Source organism: Maribacter hydrothermalis (assembly GCF_001913155.1).
In the GTDB taxonomy this organism is placed as follows: domain Bacteria; phylum Bacteroidota; class Bacteroidia; order Flavobacteriales; family Flavobacteriaceae; genus Maribacter; species Maribacter hydrothermalis.
This window is the reverse complement of the sequence record NZ_CP018760.1, coordinates 3931975-3948685: the sequence shown is the minus strand read 5'-3', so window position 1 is coordinate 3948685 and position 16711 is coordinate 3931975. Positions and strand designations below refer to the sequence as shown.

At 34.0% G+C, this 16711-nt stretch carries 20 protein-coding genes; 5 read left to right on the top strand and 15 right to left on the bottom strand.

Annotated elements, in window-relative coordinates; all coding sequences use genetic code 11:
- Positions 1 to 10: 10 nt before the first annotated feature.
- Positions 11 to 1024, bottom strand: a complete 1014-nt coding sequence (locus BTR34_RS17010) for a hypothetical protein (protein ID WP_068484893.1) — start codon at positions 1022 to 1024, stop codon at positions 11 to 13.
- A gap of 172 nt (positions 1025 to 1196) precedes the next feature.
- Positions 1197 to 1709: a lactoylglutathione lyase family protein gene (locus BTR34_RS17005; RefSeq protein WP_068484894.1), complete on the bottom strand. Its 513-nt coding sequence runs from the start codon at positions 1707 to 1709 to the stop codon at positions 1197 to 1199.
- Between the two features lie 116 nt (positions 1710 to 1825).
- On the opposite strand from BTR34_RS17005, the gene BTR34_RS17000 reads away from it, so the two are divergent.
- The 5 genes from BTR34_RS17000 (at position 1826) to BTR34_RS16980 (ending at position 4328) form a co-directional block, all read left to right on the top strand.
- Positions 1826 to 2140 carry a winged helix-turn-helix transcriptional regulator gene (locus BTR34_RS17000; RefSeq protein WP_068484895.1) on the top strand — a complete coding sequence of 105 codons (315 nt, stop codon included), beginning with the start codon at positions 1826 to 1828 and terminating at the stop codon, positions 2138 to 2140.
- Between the two features lie 134 nt (positions 2141 to 2274).
- Positions 2275 to 2943, top strand: a complete 669-nt coding sequence (locus BTR34_RS16995) for a hypothetical protein (protein WP_074472158.1) — start codon at positions 2275 to 2277, stop codon at positions 2941 to 2943.
- A complete protein-coding gene (locus BTR34_RS16990; RefSeq protein WP_068484897.1) occupies positions 2940 to 3134 on the top strand; it encodes a hypothetical protein in 195 nt (64 codons plus the stop codon). Before BTR34_RS16995 ends, BTR34_RS16990 begins: the two co-directional genes overlap by 4 nt.
- Before the next feature lie 43 nt (positions 3135 to 3177).
- The gene (locus BTR34_RS16985) at positions 3178 to 3591 is read left to right on the top strand and encodes a GNAT family N-acetyltransferase (RefSeq protein WP_068484898.1); all 414 of its coding nucleotides are present in this window, start codon (positions 3178 to 3180) and stop codon (positions 3589 to 3591) included.
- Positions 3592 to 3596: 5 nt separating this feature from the next.
- Complete coding sequence (locus tag BTR34_RS16980; RefSeq protein ID WP_068484899.1) at positions 3597 to 4328, top strand: class I SAM-dependent methyltransferase; 732 nt, start codon at positions 3597 to 3599, stop codon at positions 4326 to 4328.
- Between the two features lie 14 nt (positions 4329 to 4342).
- Here the strand turns inward: BTR34_RS16980 and hisIE are convergent, their stop codons facing one another.
- The 13 genes from hisIE to BTR34_RS16915 all read right to left on the bottom strand — a co-directional run bounded on the left by hisIE (position 4343) and on the right by BTR34_RS16915 (position 16689).
- Positions 4343 to 4951: a bifunctional phosphoribosyl-AMP cyclohydrolase/phosphoribosyl-ATP diphosphatase HisIE gene (hisIE, locus tag BTR34_RS16975; RefSeq protein ID WP_068484900.1), complete on the bottom strand. Its 609-nt coding sequence runs from the start codon at positions 4949 to 4951 to the stop codon at positions 4343 to 4345.
- A gap of 86 nt (positions 4952 to 5037) precedes the next feature.
- Positions 5038 to 5730 carry an aspartate/glutamate racemase family protein gene (locus BTR34_RS16970; protein ID WP_068485027.1) on the bottom strand — a complete coding sequence of 231 codons (693 nt, stop codon included), beginning with the start codon at positions 5728 to 5730 and terminating at the stop codon, positions 5038 to 5040.
- Between the two features lie 139 nt (positions 5731 to 5869).
- Positions 5870 to 6625: an imidazole glycerol phosphate synthase subunit HisF gene (hisF, locus tag BTR34_RS16965; protein ID WP_068484901.1), complete on the bottom strand. Its 756-nt coding sequence runs from the start codon at positions 6623 to 6625 to the stop codon at positions 5870 to 5872.
- Positions 6626 to 6702: 77 nt separating this feature from the next.
- Positions 6703 to 7242 (bottom strand): DinB family protein, encoded by a 540-nt coding sequence (locus BTR34_RS16960; protein WP_068484902.1) that lies wholly within the window; start codon positions 7240 to 7242, stop codon positions 6703 to 6705.
- On the bottom strand, positions 7235 to 7999 hold the full coding sequence (gene hisA / locus BTR34_RS16955) for a 1-(5-phosphoribosyl)-5-[(5-phosphoribosylamino)methylideneamino]imidazole-4-carboxamide isomerase (protein ID WP_068484903.1): 765 nt from the start codon (positions 7997 to 7999) through the stop codon (positions 7235 to 7237). The genes BTR34_RS16960 and hisA overlap by 8 nt, the downstream gene beginning before the upstream one ends.
- A 3-nt stretch (positions 8000 to 8002) precedes the next feature.
- Complete coding sequence (locus BTR34_RS16950) at positions 8003 to 8425, bottom strand: GNAT family N-acetyltransferase (protein ID WP_068484904.1); 423 nt, start codon at positions 8423 to 8425, stop codon at positions 8003 to 8005.
- Complete coding sequence (hisH, locus tag BTR34_RS16945; protein ID WP_068484905.1) at positions 8425 to 9057, bottom strand: imidazole glycerol phosphate synthase subunit HisH; 633 nt, start codon at positions 9055 to 9057, stop codon at positions 8425 to 8427. The genes BTR34_RS16950 and hisH overlap by 1 nt, the downstream gene beginning before the upstream one ends.
- A 43-nt stretch (positions 9058 to 9100) precedes the next feature.
- A complete protein-coding gene (gene hisB / locus BTR34_RS16940) occupies positions 9101 to 10243 on the bottom strand; it encodes a bifunctional histidinol-phosphatase/imidazoleglycerol-phosphate dehydratase HisB (protein ID WP_068484906.1) in 1143 nt (380 codons plus the stop codon).
- A 1-nt stretch (position 10244) separates the two neighbouring features.
- Entirely contained in the window at positions 10245 to 11291 is a 1047-nt protein-coding gene (gene hisC, locus BTR34_RS16935) for a histidinol-phosphate transaminase (RefSeq protein ID WP_068484907.1), read from the bottom strand.
- A gap of 47 nt (positions 11292 to 11338) precedes the next feature.
- Positions 11339 to 12622, bottom strand: coding sequence for a histidinol dehydrogenase (gene hisD, locus BTR34_RS16930; protein WP_068484908.1), 1284 nt, complete (start codon positions 12620 to 12622; stop codon positions 11339 to 11341).
- 123 nt (positions 12623 to 12745) lie between these two features.
- Complete coding sequence (gene hisG / locus BTR34_RS16925) at positions 12746 to 13603, bottom strand: ATP phosphoribosyltransferase (protein ID WP_068484909.1); 858 nt, start codon at positions 13601 to 13603, stop codon at positions 12746 to 12748.
- A gap of 232 nt (positions 13604 to 13835) precedes the next feature.
- Complete coding sequence (locus BTR34_RS16920) at positions 13836 to 14651, bottom strand: prohibitin family protein (protein WP_068484910.1); 816 nt, start codon at positions 14649 to 14651, stop codon at positions 13836 to 13838.
- A 10-nt stretch (positions 14652 to 14661) separates the two neighbouring features.
- A complete protein-coding gene (locus BTR34_RS16915) occupies positions 14662 to 16689 on the bottom strand; it encodes a hypothetical protein (RefSeq protein ID WP_068484911.1) in 2028 nt (675 codons plus the stop codon).
- Between the last annotated feature and the right edge of the window lie 22 nt (positions 16690 to 16711).

Below are 16711 nucleotides of genomic sequence, written 5' to 3'. Positions count from 1 at the left end.
ACTATGACACCTAATTTGCGTATTCCCCTTGGGCATAAGTAGATATAATACTACTATTTGGTGTTTTACAATTCTGCGGAAAATCATAGAAATAAATACACTTAGGTAATCCGTTTTCGAAAGTTATACGCACGGAGCCCTTATTATTTCCACTAAATCCTGAAAAACTGTAATTTGCGCTTAGCTCTCTTGGCCTGCCTTCGCTATCCCTAGATGAAGTAGTTACCCCAGAAACACTCCCCTCATTATATCTGTTAAAAGACCATGTTTTAGATTGGTCATAAACTAAATCATTAATTAGCTTATTAAAGTCCTGAGAACCTGTTGGTCCGCCAGTTTTCTTCATTGTAGTATACTTACTAACTTTATCCATTCTGACTGCTGGTTTGTTCAAAGCAAACAATTTCAAGTTTTCTTCAAATCTTTTTAAACCTGGACTATCACAAGCATTTAGCTTAAATATTTTACCCATATCACCTTTTAGCCCGTTGGTTTTATGTATCATATCAACCGAATTTCCCATACCATTGGGATCGGTAATCATTTGCATCATCGTTCCTAATCCTTTAAATCTTTGTATTTGATCAATTTCTGCATAAGCCTCGTAAAGTTCTGGTTTAGCATAAATTCCACTACCAACCCAAACATATTTTATACACACTCTACTTATTACATCTCCCCATCCATTTTTAGTAACCTCTTCAGTTGCACATTCCTCATTCATAATTTCTACTTTATCAGCAGGTAGATTACCAGCACATTGCGCGCCATAAGCCCGTAAATACTGGTCAAATATTAGTAAAAACCGCATATCCCCCCTATTTATATCTAGCTCTTCAAAATGACCTCTAAAAATGTAATCATAAAACTCAGCGAAATAGAGTCCGTCTGTATTTAACTCCAAAAGTTCGTAATCATTTGCTTCATTTATACCGTTGGGTTTAGACGTTTGAAAAAAGGAAGTGAAAAGTAGCCAAGTAAGACCTAAAAATAATACTCTAAATAAAATAACAGATATTTTCATGATTTGGTAAAAAATTTTGAGATGAAACAATCTGAGAGATAGATAAATATAAAAAAAATAAAAATTATTTTTCGCTTTCAATCGGTTAAATAACAATTGAGTCGTTTTAAAATAAAAAGCTATTAGTGGGGTAAATACAACCTATCGCTTAATTTAATACCAAATTTTCTGTTTATTCGGTATATGCTCCAGAAGAATACGTTAATTCGTAACTGTGCGTATAAATTTCAAATACAATCCCAAAAGGATCTTCTACATAGCACATTTTGTATGGCTTCGCATTTGGGTAATAAGAACGAATTGGCATACGCTGTTTACCACCATGTGCTACTATTTTAGCAACCAAGTCTTCCATATTTGGGTCTTGTATACAAAAGTGGAATAAGCCAGTATTAAATGGATTAAATTCCGGTGCTTCCTTTTTTCCATGAGGAAAAGAGAATAATTCTACTCCGATTCCATCAGATGTAGACATATGGGCAATTTCAAACTCTTCCCAGTCATCTCCAAAAACGTCGATACACATTAAACCAATTGCGGTTTCTTTCTCTTTTAGAATTTTTGACGGTTTCATAATTACATACCAGCCCATTACCTCTGAGTAAAATTTTACAGCTTTCTCTAAATCAGGAACAGTAATACCAATATGTGAAAATGATTTTGGGTATTCTTTATTCTTATCCATAGTTCTAATTTTAATACAAAATAAATCTATATTTGCCTTATAGGCAATAACTTACCAAAAAGTACTATAGTTAACAAAAAGAGTTAATTGCTGTTTTATAAATAGTTATACTTAATATGAATTCAAAAAATTATTGCCCGTTAGATCATACCATGAATTTAATTGGCACAAAGTGGAAACCAATAGTACTTTTTCATCTATTAGAAGGTCCGGTTCGCTCTGGTATGCTTCAGAAAAAAGTGCCAGGCATATCTAACAAAATGTTTACCCAAACCGTACGAGAGTTAGAAAAAGACGGATTAATCACGAGAGAGGTATTTCCTGTGGTACCACCAAAGGTAGAATACAGTTTAAGTGAGCGCGGGACATCACTTAAAAGCGTATTATTAAGTTTAGACTCATGGGGCGCAAATGACACTACAAATAACTAACATTAAAGTAATTAGCCTTTAACGTACACAACAAAACATTGAAATTTGGGTTTTATTTAAAAAATATCGGTTTTTGATGCAACTATTTGCGACTTAGGTTGTCTATTAGGTAGTCAATCAAAAATCAAACAGTAATGAGACCACTACAAATTAGCCTATTAGTATTAGTTTTCATGTCCGTTTTAACAAGCTACGGACAAGAAGAAACGGACGATTATCTTGAATTTAATGACCGTAATAATGTCGTACATGGCGTCTATGTTGGTATAAATATGGGCTTAGGAGAAATTGATGGCGGAAATGCATATAACGGCGGACTAAAAATTGCCTATGTTGCCAATCAACAATTTGAAGTTGGCTTTGCCAGTAATTTTCTATACTCAGAACAAGATATCTACAACAATAGTCTTTCTAGATATGAAGACTTAATTGCCGTTTATGGTGGTTTGCATTTGGAACCTATTTTTTTTAGCAAAAGAAGGATTAATTTATCTTTTCCGTTATTATTAGGTGCAGGAGCCGTGGGTTATGTCGATAATAAATTTAGGAATGATGAAAGCTATGTCGAGGACCTTACCGAAGATGATATTGATGCCGTATTTGTTGCGGAACCTGGCATTAATGCATTATTTAATATTTCAAGATACTTACAATTAGAGGCAGGAGTAAAATATCGCTTTTCCAGTAGAATAGATTTACCTCCAACTAGAATTACCCGAATAAATGGTTTCTCAGCCGGTATAGGTGTAAAGGTTGGCATATTTAATATGGGGCGTAACCGTTATAAGAAAAACGTGCAATGATTAAAAAGAAGAAAACTACCAAAGTCTATTCGCAAGAAGTAATTGAAACCCAGTATGTATTTACTGAACATGATCAAGTATACATAAAAGATAAAACTTCAGATAACAAAAATCGCCAAGAAGCCTGGTCACCTATCAAGTTTAAATGGGTTTCAATTAGTGAGGTACAAGATTGTTTAGTGCTTGAATAACACAAATACATAAGTATATTTGGGTCGTAGCATCATATCAATTATGAACCCAAAAATTGTACAAATCACTTCTCAGGAAACCTTACCAATTAGGCATGAGGTAATGTGGCCAACTAAGCCTTTAGATTACGTAAAATTACCTAAAGACGATGAAGGTCTACATTACGGACTCTTTGTAAACAACGAACTAATTTCAGTTATATCTTTATTTATCAACGACGGAGAAGCACAATTTAGAAAGTTTGCCACATTAAAAAAACACCAAGGTAAAGGTTATGGTAGTACATTATTAAATGAAATAATGAGAATTGCATCTGAAGAATCGCTAAATAGAATTTGGTGCAATGCCAGACAAAATAAGTCTGATTTTTATACCAAATTCGGGATGATAATAACTGATGAAACCTATGTTAAAGGCGGAATCGATTTTGTAGTTATGGAAAGAATCTTACCTTAACCTTAATGAACAAAGAATACGATTCAATTACGGCATTACACTACGCTTCTTATAGACCATCTTTACATGCTCAAATATTAAAATCTTATTTACATTCGGATGAATATTTTGAATTAGGTTTAGATATAGGATGTGGCACGGGTCAGTCCGCCATCAGTTTGTCATCCTATTGCTCAAAAGTGATTGGCGTGGATCCAAGTGAAGAAATGATAAATAAGTCCATTATTCAGACAAAAATTTCTTATCAATTAATGCAGCAAAACAAATTAGATTTTCCAATTGATATTTTTGATATTGTCACTTTTGCTGGATCTTTATTTTATGCCAAATCGCAAGAGTTATTGAATGAAACAATTCGAGTATCAAAAAACAATAGTAAAATAATCATTTACGATTTTGAAGTACTTATGGAAGATGCTTTTAAGTTATTAGGGTTTGATGCTAATGTGCTTACTACTAGTGATTACAACCATTCCACCAACTTCTCAGGATTAGACGGGCAATATATAAACCAAGTTGAAAATTTCAAACATTCCGTTCAGTTTGAAATATCCATATCAGATTTAGCACATTTATTACTAGCATCAAAAGAAGACTACAATAGAGTTGCTACAAAATTTAGAAGTGATGATGTATATAGTGAAGTCTTACATCAATTAAAAAAGCGATTAAAAATGGGCACTATGCATCTTACTGCAAACACTTATTTAACCGCTTATTCAGTAAATAAAAAATAATAGAATCTGTTGAATTACTTTTTACGATTCATTAATTCCGCCTCAATATCTTTAAGAGTAAATCCTTTTGCTTGTAGTAACATTAAATAGTGAAATAATAAATCTGCACTTTCATATAGGAATAACTCATCATTATTATCCATTGCTTCAATTACTGTTTCTACCGCTTCCTCCCCGACTTTTTGGGCAATTTTATTAATTCCTTTTTTGAATAATGAAGCTACATAAGATTTGCTATCATCGGCAGTAGTTCTTCTTTCTTTAATAGTATCTTCTAACTCCGAAAAAAATCCGAATTGTGAATTATTTTCTTCTTTCCAACATGTATCTGTTCCCGTATGACATGTAGGTCCAACCGGATTTACCGTAATTAAAAGAGAATCATCGTCACAGTCATTTTTAATGGAAACTAAATTCAAAAAATTCCCACTTTCCTCTCCTTTGGTCCATAAGCGTTGCTTAGAGCGACTAAAAAAAGTAACCTTACCACTTTCAGTTGTTTTCTTCAAAGCTTCGGCATTCATATAGCCAAGCATCAATACATTCTTAGTACGTGCATCTTGTATGATTGCAGGTACTAATCCGTCACTCATTTTCTCCCAATCTGGTATATTAAACTCCATAATCTCTTTATTCTATTTCAATTCTATTAATCATGTTCTTAACCTTCGACTGCGCAAACTGAGCACTGCCTACTGTAAACTGTATACTAATCAAGGGCAAACTTAACAGCAGCAAAAGCATGTTCTTCAGTAGTATCTACAACAACAATATCACAATCTTCTTGTTGAATTAACAAAGGTATTTCGGTACAACCTAAAATCACCCCTTCTGCCCCATCATTTTCAGCCTTTTTTATAATATCTAAATACTGTTGTTTGGACACTGCCGTAATTATCCCTTTAGCCAACTCCGTATAAATAATAGAATGAACTATTTCACGGTCTTCGTCATTCGGAATCATTACTTCAATACTAAATTGGTTTTTCAAAATATCTTTATAGAAGTCAAGCTCCATGGTATATTTAGTACCCAACAATAATACTTTTTTACAACCCTTTTGTTTCACAGCCTCGCCAGCAACTTCAGCAATATGTAAAAGAGGCACATTAATTTTTTCTTTGATAGCAGGTACACTAAGATGCATTGTATTAGCACAAATAAGAATGATATCTGCTCCTGCCTTTTCTATACGAACCGCAATATCTGTCATTTGTTTATGTAATGTATCCCAATCTCCACTAGCTTGTTTTGATGATATATCAGCAAAATTCACCGATTCAATAATGCACTCACACGAACTCTGTCCACCAAGAACTTCAGCAAATTTGGTATTTAATAATTGATAATACAATTGAGTAGACTGCCATGTGATTCCACCAATAAGACCTATTTTTTTCATTGTATAATCTTTTATTACTTTCTCTTTTTTTAATCTGGTCACTGAGCGTAGCCGAAGCGACATTTCGTATATTAAAACTTCAAACTGAACACTGCCTACTGTAAACTGGCACTGCCAACTGAACAGTGTTTACAAAAAACTAAACCCTCACTGGAATCCCATTTTCTTGCAACTCAAGTTTCAATTCTTGAATTCCAATTTCTTTAAAATGAAAAACACTTGCCGCTAACGCTGCATCTGCTTTACCTTTCACAAAAGTATCGGTAAAATGTTGTATGTTCCCTGCTCCACCAGAAGCAATTATCGGTATATTTAACTCCGTAGACAATTTTGCCAAGGCTTCATTTGCGAATCCGTCCTTTGTGCCATCATTATCCATAGAAGTAAATAAGATTTCTCCAGCTCCACGCTCTTCTACTTCCTTTGCCCATTCAAACAATTTACGCTCGGTTGGCACTTTACCACCAACTAAGTGTACAATCCACTCACCATCAATCTGTTTGGCATCTATAGCAACCACAATACATTGTGAGCCAAATTTAGCTACCAAATCGTTTATCAATTGCGGATTCTTCACTGCAGATGAATTTATAGAAACCTTATCAGCACCATTCTGTAGTAAAACATCAACATCTTCCACAGATGAAATTCCGCCACCAACGGTAAAAGGAATATTCACTTTCTCCGCTACGCGATATACCAAATCTGCTAGTGTTTTTCTTTTTTGTTCCGTTGCAGATATGTCTAAAAACACTAATTCATCTGCACCTTCACGACTGTAAATTTCAGCTAGTTCAACAGGATCACCTGCATCGCGTAAGTCAACGAAATTTACACCTTTTACTGTTCTACCATCTTTGATATCTAAACAAGGAATTATTCTCTTAGCTAACATATTGCGACCTCTAGCTCCCCCAATAGGGGAGAATTAATACTCAAAATTTTATATTTTCTCATAATACATTTGTATAATCAAGAAATTCCTCCTTTGGGGGTTAGGGGGCTTGTAATATTCAAATCGACTCCTTCATAAAACCCTAAGTCCTTTTCTTTTATCAATTTTACATAAAAAGCAATTTGACCAGTATGATATGAGTAGTGCTCCACAGCATGCATAATAGCTCCAACTCCAGAAAAGGACATTCCTTGAACAGATCTAACTTTAATCAGCTTTTCGGCTGTTGTATTAAAAATGACACGTTTTACGGAGTCTACCGTATCTTCTAATTTATGTAATAACTCCGCCTTCGTTAGTCCTGAATCAACAGAAAACTCAACATCTCTATTCCTTTTATCATCAATTTCACCCAATGAAGAAATTACGTATTGTGTCATATTTCCACACAAATGCAAAATAAGATTTGCCATACTGTTTAAAGAAGGATTAGGCTTTTTCCAAATCTCCTCTTCTGAAATTTCAACAAGACTTTTTTTAATCATACGAGTACTCTCGTCCATACGATACAAAGCATTTTCAACAATTTCCTCGACTAAACGTGTTTCTTTATCCATTGCTTAAAATATATGATTCCAGTTGTTTAAGACTGATTCTATTTTCATAAATCGCTTTTCCGATAATAGTACCCTCACAACCCATTTCTGCTAATTTAGGTAATTCATCAAAAGTTGATATTCCGCCACTAGCGACTAGTTTTATTTGTAACACAGATTGGTATTTGACTGCGCTTAGACTGACATCCGTTTGGGCAATTATCTTCTTGTATAAATCAAACGACGGACCTTCTAACATACCATCTTTACTGATATCTGTACAAATAACATATTGAATTCCTTCTTTCTGATACGATTGTATAAACGGAATCAATTCTTCTTTAGATTCTTCTAACCAACCAGAAACTGCTACTTTTTCATCCATAGCATCTGCGCCAAGAATAATTTTATTTGAACCATGTTTTTCTATCCAACCAAGGAAAGTATTAGGGTCTTTTACCGCAATACTACCGCCAGTAATTTGTTTAGCACCACTTTCAAAAGCTATACGCAAATCTTCATCAGTCTTTAATCCACCACCAAAATCAATTTTTAAATTGGTTTGTGAAGCAATTTGTTCTAACACTTTATGGTTTACAATATGCTTAGATTTTGCACCATCCAAATCCACCAAATGTAAATATTGAATACCGTGCGCTTCAAACTCCTTCGCAACCTCTAACGGATTCTCATTATATATTTTCTTGGTATCATAATCACCCTTTGATAGGCGTACACATTTACCATCTATAATATCAATTGCCGGTATTATTCTCATTTTTTATTCTAAAATTTGTCTATCAATGGACATCCACAAAGGTGAATCTCCTATTTTATTAAATCCGTATCGTTCATATAAATGATGTGCATCTTTTGTTTTTAAAGAGAGCGTTTTTAGGCTTTTTATAGTCGAATCAGCTAGCATGGCTTCAACCAATATTTTACCGTAGCCTTTTCCTTGAAACTTATCAAGAATGATAACATCCATGAAGTAGCCAAAATAAATATAATCCGTTACCACCCGTGCAAAACCTATTTGTTTATTCTCGTTTGTATAAAGACCAAAACAATACGAATTTTCTATAGTTAGTTTTACATCATCTAACGTTCTACCCTTACCCCAATAAGAATTAGCGATGAATTGATGAATTTCTTCAACATTCAATAAACTTATATCTTTTGAAATAAAATTGTTTTGCTTCATTACAACCTTAAAAAGTTCTTCAATATTTTCTCTCCAACATCACTAGATTTCTCTGGATGAAACTGAGTACCGTAAAAATTATCTTTTTTCAATGCCGCACTATATTCTAAACCATAGGTTGATGTTGCAATGGTTTCATTACATACAGGCGCATAAAAACTATGTACTAAATATATATATTCTTTTTCTGTAATACCTTCAAATAGTCTAGATTTCAGATTCATGATTTGATTCCATCCTATTTGTGGAACTTTTACCGCTTTATCAAACTTTACAACATCAATATCAAATATGCCGAGGCCTTTGGTATTTCCTTCTTCAGAGGAATTGCACATTAATTGCATCCCCAAACAAATACCCAAAACAGGTTGTTTTAATGTCGGAATAAGCGTATCCAATCCACTATCGCGAAGTTTTTGCATGGCGCTACTCGCTTCCCCAACACCAGGGAATATTACTTTATCGGCATGCTTTATTTCAGAAACATCATTGCTTAAAACCGCTTCATAACCCAAACGTTTTATTGCAAATTTGATACTCTGTATATTTCCTGCTCCGTAATTTATAATTACAATGCCCCCTCCGCCCCCAATGGGGGTGCTGATAGAGGCTTTATTTTTTTCTGTATTCATAATATAAAACTTAAGTATTCCCCCTATGGGGGTTAGGAGGCTTTTATAAGACTCCTTTCGTACTCGGTAATACCATCTTCTCTACATCTCTCTTTACCGACATTTTAATACTTTTTGCAAAAGCCTTAAAAATGGCTTCAATCTTATGGTGTTCGTTGGTGCCTTCTGCCTTAATATTCAAGTTTGCTTTTGCTCCGTCAGTAAATGATTTAAAGAAATGATGAAACATCTCTGTTGGCATATCACCAACCATTTCACGTTTAAAGTTTGCATCCCATACTAGCCAATTTCGACCGCCAAAATCTATGGCAGATTGCGCTAAACAATCATCCATTGGCAGACAGAATCCGTAACGTTCTATACCTAACTTATTCCCTAATGCTTTATGAAATACCTCACCAAGAGCAATACCTGTATCTTCGATAGTATGGTGCTCGTCAACTTCTAAATCACCATCAACTTTAATCATTAAATCCATTTGCCCATGACGCGCCAATTGATCTAACATATGGTCAAAGAATGCTAATCCGGTTTTAATATCACTTTTACCAGTACCATCTAGGTTTAGTTTTATAGCAATATCTGTTTCATTAGTTTTTCTATGAATTTCAGCAGTTCTATCATTTAACTTCAAAAACTCATAAATCTTCTCCCAATCATTACTTTCAATAGCAATATGGCTATCTAGTTCATCACGTTTTACCGTAATTTCACCAGTACCTAAATTTGTTTCATCATTTATAAAAATACCCTTAGAGCCAAGGTTTTTCGCCAACTCCATATCAGTTAATCGATCACCAATTACAAAAGAATTTTCTAAATCATATGCATCAGAAAAATACTCGGTCAAAAGACCAGTACCAGGTTTCCTAGTATTGGCGTTTTCATGAGGGAAAGTTCTATCTAAAAATACTTTATCAAAAACTACCCCTTCATTTTCAAAAGATTTAAGAATGAAATTATGAACTGGCCAAAATGTATCTTCTGGAAATACATCTGTACCCAACCCATCTTGGTTGGTTATCATCACCATTTCATAATCAAGCTCTTTGGCAATTTTACCTAAGAAAGTGAAAGACTTTGGATAGAAAATCATTTTCTCAAAAGCATCAATCTGCTCATCTACTGTTTCTTTAATTATAGTTCCGTCACGATCTATAAATAATACTCGTTTTTTATTTTCCATATTATTTGGATAACTCTTTTAAGGCAATAATTACACTATTATTTTCTTCGGATGTACCAACGGTAAATCTCAAGGTATTTTCACATAAAGGTTGTGTAGTTCTATTGCGAACTACAATTCCCTTTTTTAATAATTGATTATAACGAAGTGTAGCATCATCTACTTTGACTAGTATGAAATTAGCATCTGTTGGATAAATGGTAGTAACAAAAGATACTGTTTTCAAAGTTTCTTCAAGTTTTGTTCGTTCCGCTAAAATCTCATTAACCTCATTATTTATGGACTTGGTATCTAACACACGAGTAGTTGCTTTCTCTTGTGTTAATTGATTTACGTTATATGGAGGTTTAATTTTGTTGACTACAGCAATAATTTCTGCCGATGCAATACAAATACCCAAACGAATACCTGCCATACCATAAGCTTTTGACAAGGTTTGTGTAATAATTAAATTTGGATACTCTCCAAGTTTTGATGTCCAACTTTCTTCGGATGAAAAATCGATATATGCTTCATCAATAACAACTAGTCCGCTGAAAGATTTCAACAGCTGCTCAATAGCTTTAGTTGAGAAACTATTTCCTGTAGGATTATTCGGAGAGCAGATAAACAATAGTTTAGTATTGCTATCAATCGTTTTTAGGATTTCTTCAACGTTAGGCTGAAAATCATTTGTCAATAAAACCTCTCTATTTTCTACTAGATTGATACCAGAAAGCACTTTGTACATTCCGTATGTTGGTGGAAGTGTAATGATATTATCTTGTTTAGGCTCACAGAAAGCTCTGAACAACAAATCTAGCACTTCATCACTACCATTACCTAAAAGAATGTTTTCTTCTTTAATATCCTTCTGTTCAGCCAATATTGCTTTTAAACCTCGTTGTTGGGGATCAGGATACCGATTTACTCCGTTTTCAAACGGATTCTCATTCGCATCTAAGAAAACCATTGTAGAACCATCAGATACATATTCGTTGCGTGCAGAAGAATACGGACTTAAGCCCTTTACATTTTCTCGTGTTATTTTATCTAAGTTGAAACTCATTATTAATTTATTAAGGTCTCGACTGCGCTCGACCAGACAATACTCTTTTATTTAAGGCTATTTAATCTTAAGGTTACTGCATTTTTATGCGCTTCTAATCCTTCTGCCTCTGCCATTAATTCTATTGCTTTCCCTATGGTTTGTATACCTTCTTTTGTAATTTTCTGAAAAGTCATGCTCTTCATAAAACTATCCAAATTTACTCCGCTATATTGCTTAGCATATCCATTTGTTGGTAAAGTATGGTTGGTGCCAGAAGCATAATCTCCTGCACTTTCTGGAGTATAATTACCAATAAAAACAGAACCTGCATTTTGAGTATTGTCAATATAAAAATCTTCATTTTCTACACAAACAATATAATGCTCTGGTCCGTATTCATTAATTAAATCAATAGCATCTTGATGGTTATCAACAAAAATCAATTTACTATTTGCGATGGCTTGTCTTGCAATTTCTTTTCTAGGTAATTCTTCTAATTGATTTTCTACTTCTATTTCGACAGCATCTATCATCGCTTTAGAAGTTGATACCAAGATCACCTGACTATCCACCCCATGTTCTGCCTGACTTAATAAATCTGAAGCAACAAAAGCAGCATTCGCAGAATCATCGGCAACAACCAATAATTCTGACGGACCAGCAGGCATATCTATAGCGACACCGTGTTTTGTAGAAATTTGCTTTGCTACGGTAACATACTGATTTCCTGGTCCAAATATTTTATACACTTGCGGTAGGGTTTCAGTGCCAAAAGTCATCCCTGCGATTGCTTGAATTCCCCCTACTTTTACAATTTTGGTAACTCCGCATAAATCTGCCGTATACAAAATAGCAGGATTCAGCTTTCCTTCCTTATCGGGAGGCGAACAAAGTACAATTTCTGAACAGCCAGAAATAGTTGCCGGTACCGCCAGCATTAAAATGGTGGAGAATAATGGCGCTGTTCCGCCAGGAATATACAATCCCACTTTCTGAATCGGTCTTTTCTCTTGCCAGCAAGAAACTCCCGCAGCAGTTTCCACTTCGACCCTACCCGTTTTCTGAGCAGTATGAAAAACTTCGATATTAGCTTTCGCTAATTGAATAGCTGCTTTCAGTTCTTCTGAAACTAGAGTTTTAGCTTCTTCAATTTCATCTTCTGACACCAAAAGGCTATCTAAGCTAACCTTGTCGAATTGTTCGGTATACTTTTTTAAGATACTATCGCCACCCAGTTTAACTTCCTCAAAAATAGTATTGACCAATCCTTCAATATCGGCAACAGTTTGGGTCGGGCGTTTTAATACCTTCGACCAATCTGCTCTCTTTGGATTATATATTTTATTCATTTTTTATTTAGTTGTTCGTTGATAGTTGTTCGTTGTTGGTTTACAAAATGTAAATAGAACAATGAACATTTTCAACTCATATCAATTCCAAATAATACTTAATATTCAGTACTTAATACTATCTTACAATACCATCTTCTCTATTGGACAAACAAGTATTCCTTCTGCGCCAGCTTTCTTCAATTCATCGATTACTTCCCAGAATTTATCCTTATTAATAACAGTATGTACAGAACTCCAACCTTCATCCGCTAAAGGCAATACTGTTGGACTACGCATTCCTGGTAATAATTTAAGAATACCGTCTAACTTATCGTTTGGAGCATTCAGTAAAACGTATTTAGAACCTCTAGCTCTTAACACCGACTGAATTCTAAATTGTAGTTTTTCAAGAAGTTCTTTTCTCTCTACTGTAATTTTTGGTGAAACAGCCAACACAGCTTCACTGGTAAGCATAACTTCTACTTCTTTCAGGTTGTTCTTAAACAATGTACTACCACTAGAAACGATATCACAAATGGCATCTGCCAGACCAATATTTGGTGCAATTTCTACAGAACCACTAATAATATGTAAGTCCGCCTTAACCCCTTTTTCTTTTAAGTAATTTAGTACGGTATTTGGGTAAGATGTTGCAATACGTTTTCCTTCAAAATCGTTAACTGAATTATATTTAACCGATTTTGGTACCGCTAAAGATACTTTGCATTTAGAAAAGCCTAATTTTTCAGCTATTATTATATCCGTTCCTTTTTCTACTAAAACGTTCTCACCAATAATTGCAATATCTACAACTCCATCTCTTAAATATTGAGGAATATCACCATTTCTTAAATAAAAAACTTCCATAGGAAAGTTTCTTGATGAGGCTTTCAACTGATCTTTACCATTATCAATGGAAATTCCACAATCTTTTAAAACTTGAAGGGACTCCTCGTTTAATCTTCCTGCTTTCTGAATAGCAATTCTAATTTTTGTCATTTTTTAGTTGTTATGCTTAAACAATCAAAATTGGATTAAATACAAAACCCGTTTGATTGCTCAAACGGGTTTTAAATATGTTGTACTACTACAATACATTCCTACCTCGCCTAAGCGTGCGTATGAATATGATGATGTGTAGTTCTGTTCTTCATTATGTTGTAAAAGTAAAAGGTATTTTCCGTTTCACAAAACAAAAGTTTAAAATGAAACAAAAAAATGAACAAAGTGTTTAATTATTACCTAAAATTAATGGCAAGCCAGATTCTCCACCACCAACTACGATTACTTTAGAATTTGGAGACTCGGACAATTTTAAAGTCGCGTCGATACCTTTATCCTGAAGAATTTTGTCTGTTAATGAAGCACTTAAAATTCTGTTCGCATCTGCCTTACCTTGTGCCTCGATAGTTACTTTTTCAGCTTCTTTCTTTGCTGTTACTAAACGGAACTCATACTCTAATGACTCTTGCTCTTGCTTTAATTTTCTTTCAATTGCATCTTTAATAGTTGGAGGCAAAGTAACATCTCTAACTAATATCTCATTTAATTGAATATACTGCCCCGATACAATCTTCTGCGTTTCATCAAAAATCTCTTGCTGAATAGCATCTCTTTTACTTGAATATAATTGTTCTGGTGTGTAACGCCCTACTACAGAACGGGCTGCCGATCTAATTGTTGGAAGTAATACTCTTTGAATGTAATCTTCACCTTTTTCTTGATGTAACTTTCCTAAATCATTGCGTATTGGCTCAAACCATGCAGATGCTTCCAATTTAATATCCAAACCATTACTAGACAATACATTCATTTTTTCAAGAACTTCTTGTTGTCGTACTTCATATACTGTTACTCTGTTCCAAGGAGCAACCAAATGAAAACCTTCTCCCATAGGTGGCTCATCTGTCACTACACCTCCACCAAACGTTTTATACAAAACACCAGCTTGACCGGAGTCAATTGTAACTGTAGATTTTGAAATAGCTATAATCAATACAATAAAAATAAATATTGCGGGTAATGCAATCTTTGGTAACTTATCCATTCGTGTTATTTTAAATTAATCCGTTATATTTTCTAATAAACCATTCTACTGCGAAGGCAAAAACAATGATTGCCAAAAGCATTCTAAAATCAATCAAAGATACAATATTTTCAGTGCTTTTTTCAGTGGGCACATAAGCCTGATTTTCATTTAATTCCGATATTAAATCTTTGATTTGCGCAGGGTAAAACAGTTTTCCACCTGCATTAAAAGCTAAATGTTCCATTTTACCATTATTACTAGATACAAACTGATTTTCCATGTCGAACTCCGAAATTACAAAAGAACCTGTCTCAGTTTTTGTTTCTTTTTCTACCGAAACAATAAATTCATAGGAACCGGCAACTAGGTTAGAAAGGTCAGCTTCAAAATAGCCGTTCCTTAAGACCATCGGAATTGTTTGAACCCTTTTCGTTTTTGTATTCGTAACCTTTATGTTAACTTTTGCGTTTGGGTCAAATATAAATGCTTCATCAAAATAAGTTGCGGTAAGTACTGCATTGCTACTACCCTCATATACTTTTTCATAATCAACATTCAATCTCGATTTGTTTTTAGAACTGGTTAAATAGCGGACCAAATTCCCAATAAATTCATCGAAATTGACAAAATCGTTTGTATTTCTATACGTCTGCATTCTCCATTTCCATAGGTTCTCCCCTGCTAAAAATGCCCGTTTACTTACGTTATGGTCCATAACAGCCAATAATGGTTGTTGCACATCTAATCCTTTTATCTGAGTACCTAGCAAGGTTTCGTAACCAGTCGTCATCAAAATAGGTCCGGCATCACTTACTAAAGGTGGAAAATCCGTAAGGTCAAACTTAGCGATGTCATATTTCGTGAAACCGTTATTAAGTAACCCAAAAATTTCTTGTTCAGGGTAACCATTTTCTATTTCAAAACCAACATTTGCATTATTTAAAAAAGAATAATCTGTCTTAGTGCCAGTAATAATGAATATGTTGGCATTCTTGTTTTTAGCAAGGTCAAAAGAATTTTTAAATCTTGATGTTGGCTGATAAAATATAAACAAGTCAATTTCTTCCAAAGTACTGTTCGGCGCGTTCGATTTTAAAATAGTAACTTCTCGTTGTTCATTACTTTCAATAGCCTTTTTAAGCGCACCCAGATCTGGATGCAAAATATCTGATATTAAAGCAATTTTGGTTTTTTCATCGATAACCTCAATACTAGTACCTCTGCGGTTATTTTCAATATTACGTTCCTCGGGCAATTGGGTCACTTCTACAAGTAGGTTTTTAATTCCTACTGCATTGGCATCAATTTCTATAGCTAACGTCTTAAAGTTATCTTGAGCATCTAATTTTAGATTTTCTTTATGTACAATCGTATTATTCATTTTCACCGAAACCGATGCAGAAACCGGTGAATTCCCTTGATATGAAATGTATGTTTCTAACGGGAATTTATTATTAAGAAAAGCATATTTATTTGTTAATATAGGGCCAACTGAAATGTCTTTAAACTTTGTGGTATCACCTAATATAACTGGGTATATAACATCATTCTGATTAGATTTTAGATAACTATAATCTTTCCCAATAGTTTGATTACCATCTGAAAGTAAAATAGTTACGGTTTGCTCCCGAGCATAAATATCTTTTAAGGAGGAAAGTGATTTGTAGATATTAGTATTCTTATCTGCAAATGAAAGGCTATCAAGAGCATCTAAATCAGATCCAAATTTATAGGATGCTATTTTAAATCGGTCCGTTACTCCTTTAGATTCCTTTAATTCAGAAATTAACTGCTGCAACTCATTTTTACTTTCTGAAATAGAGGTGGAATTATCAGCAAGAATTATCAAATTAGGTTTTTCAAGGGTATATAATTTTTGTGAGAACTTAGGATTAATGAGAAGTAACAGTAATCCGAAAACACCAACAAAACGCAAAAAAGCTAAAAGCCAATGAATTTTGCTTTTAGCCTTTTGTTTATAAATGTATTGAAAAACAACGATACCCAGCGCTACTATCGCAGCAAGAATAATAAACAATACCGTTATGCTTTCCATGTATGTTATAAAGTTGAACTTA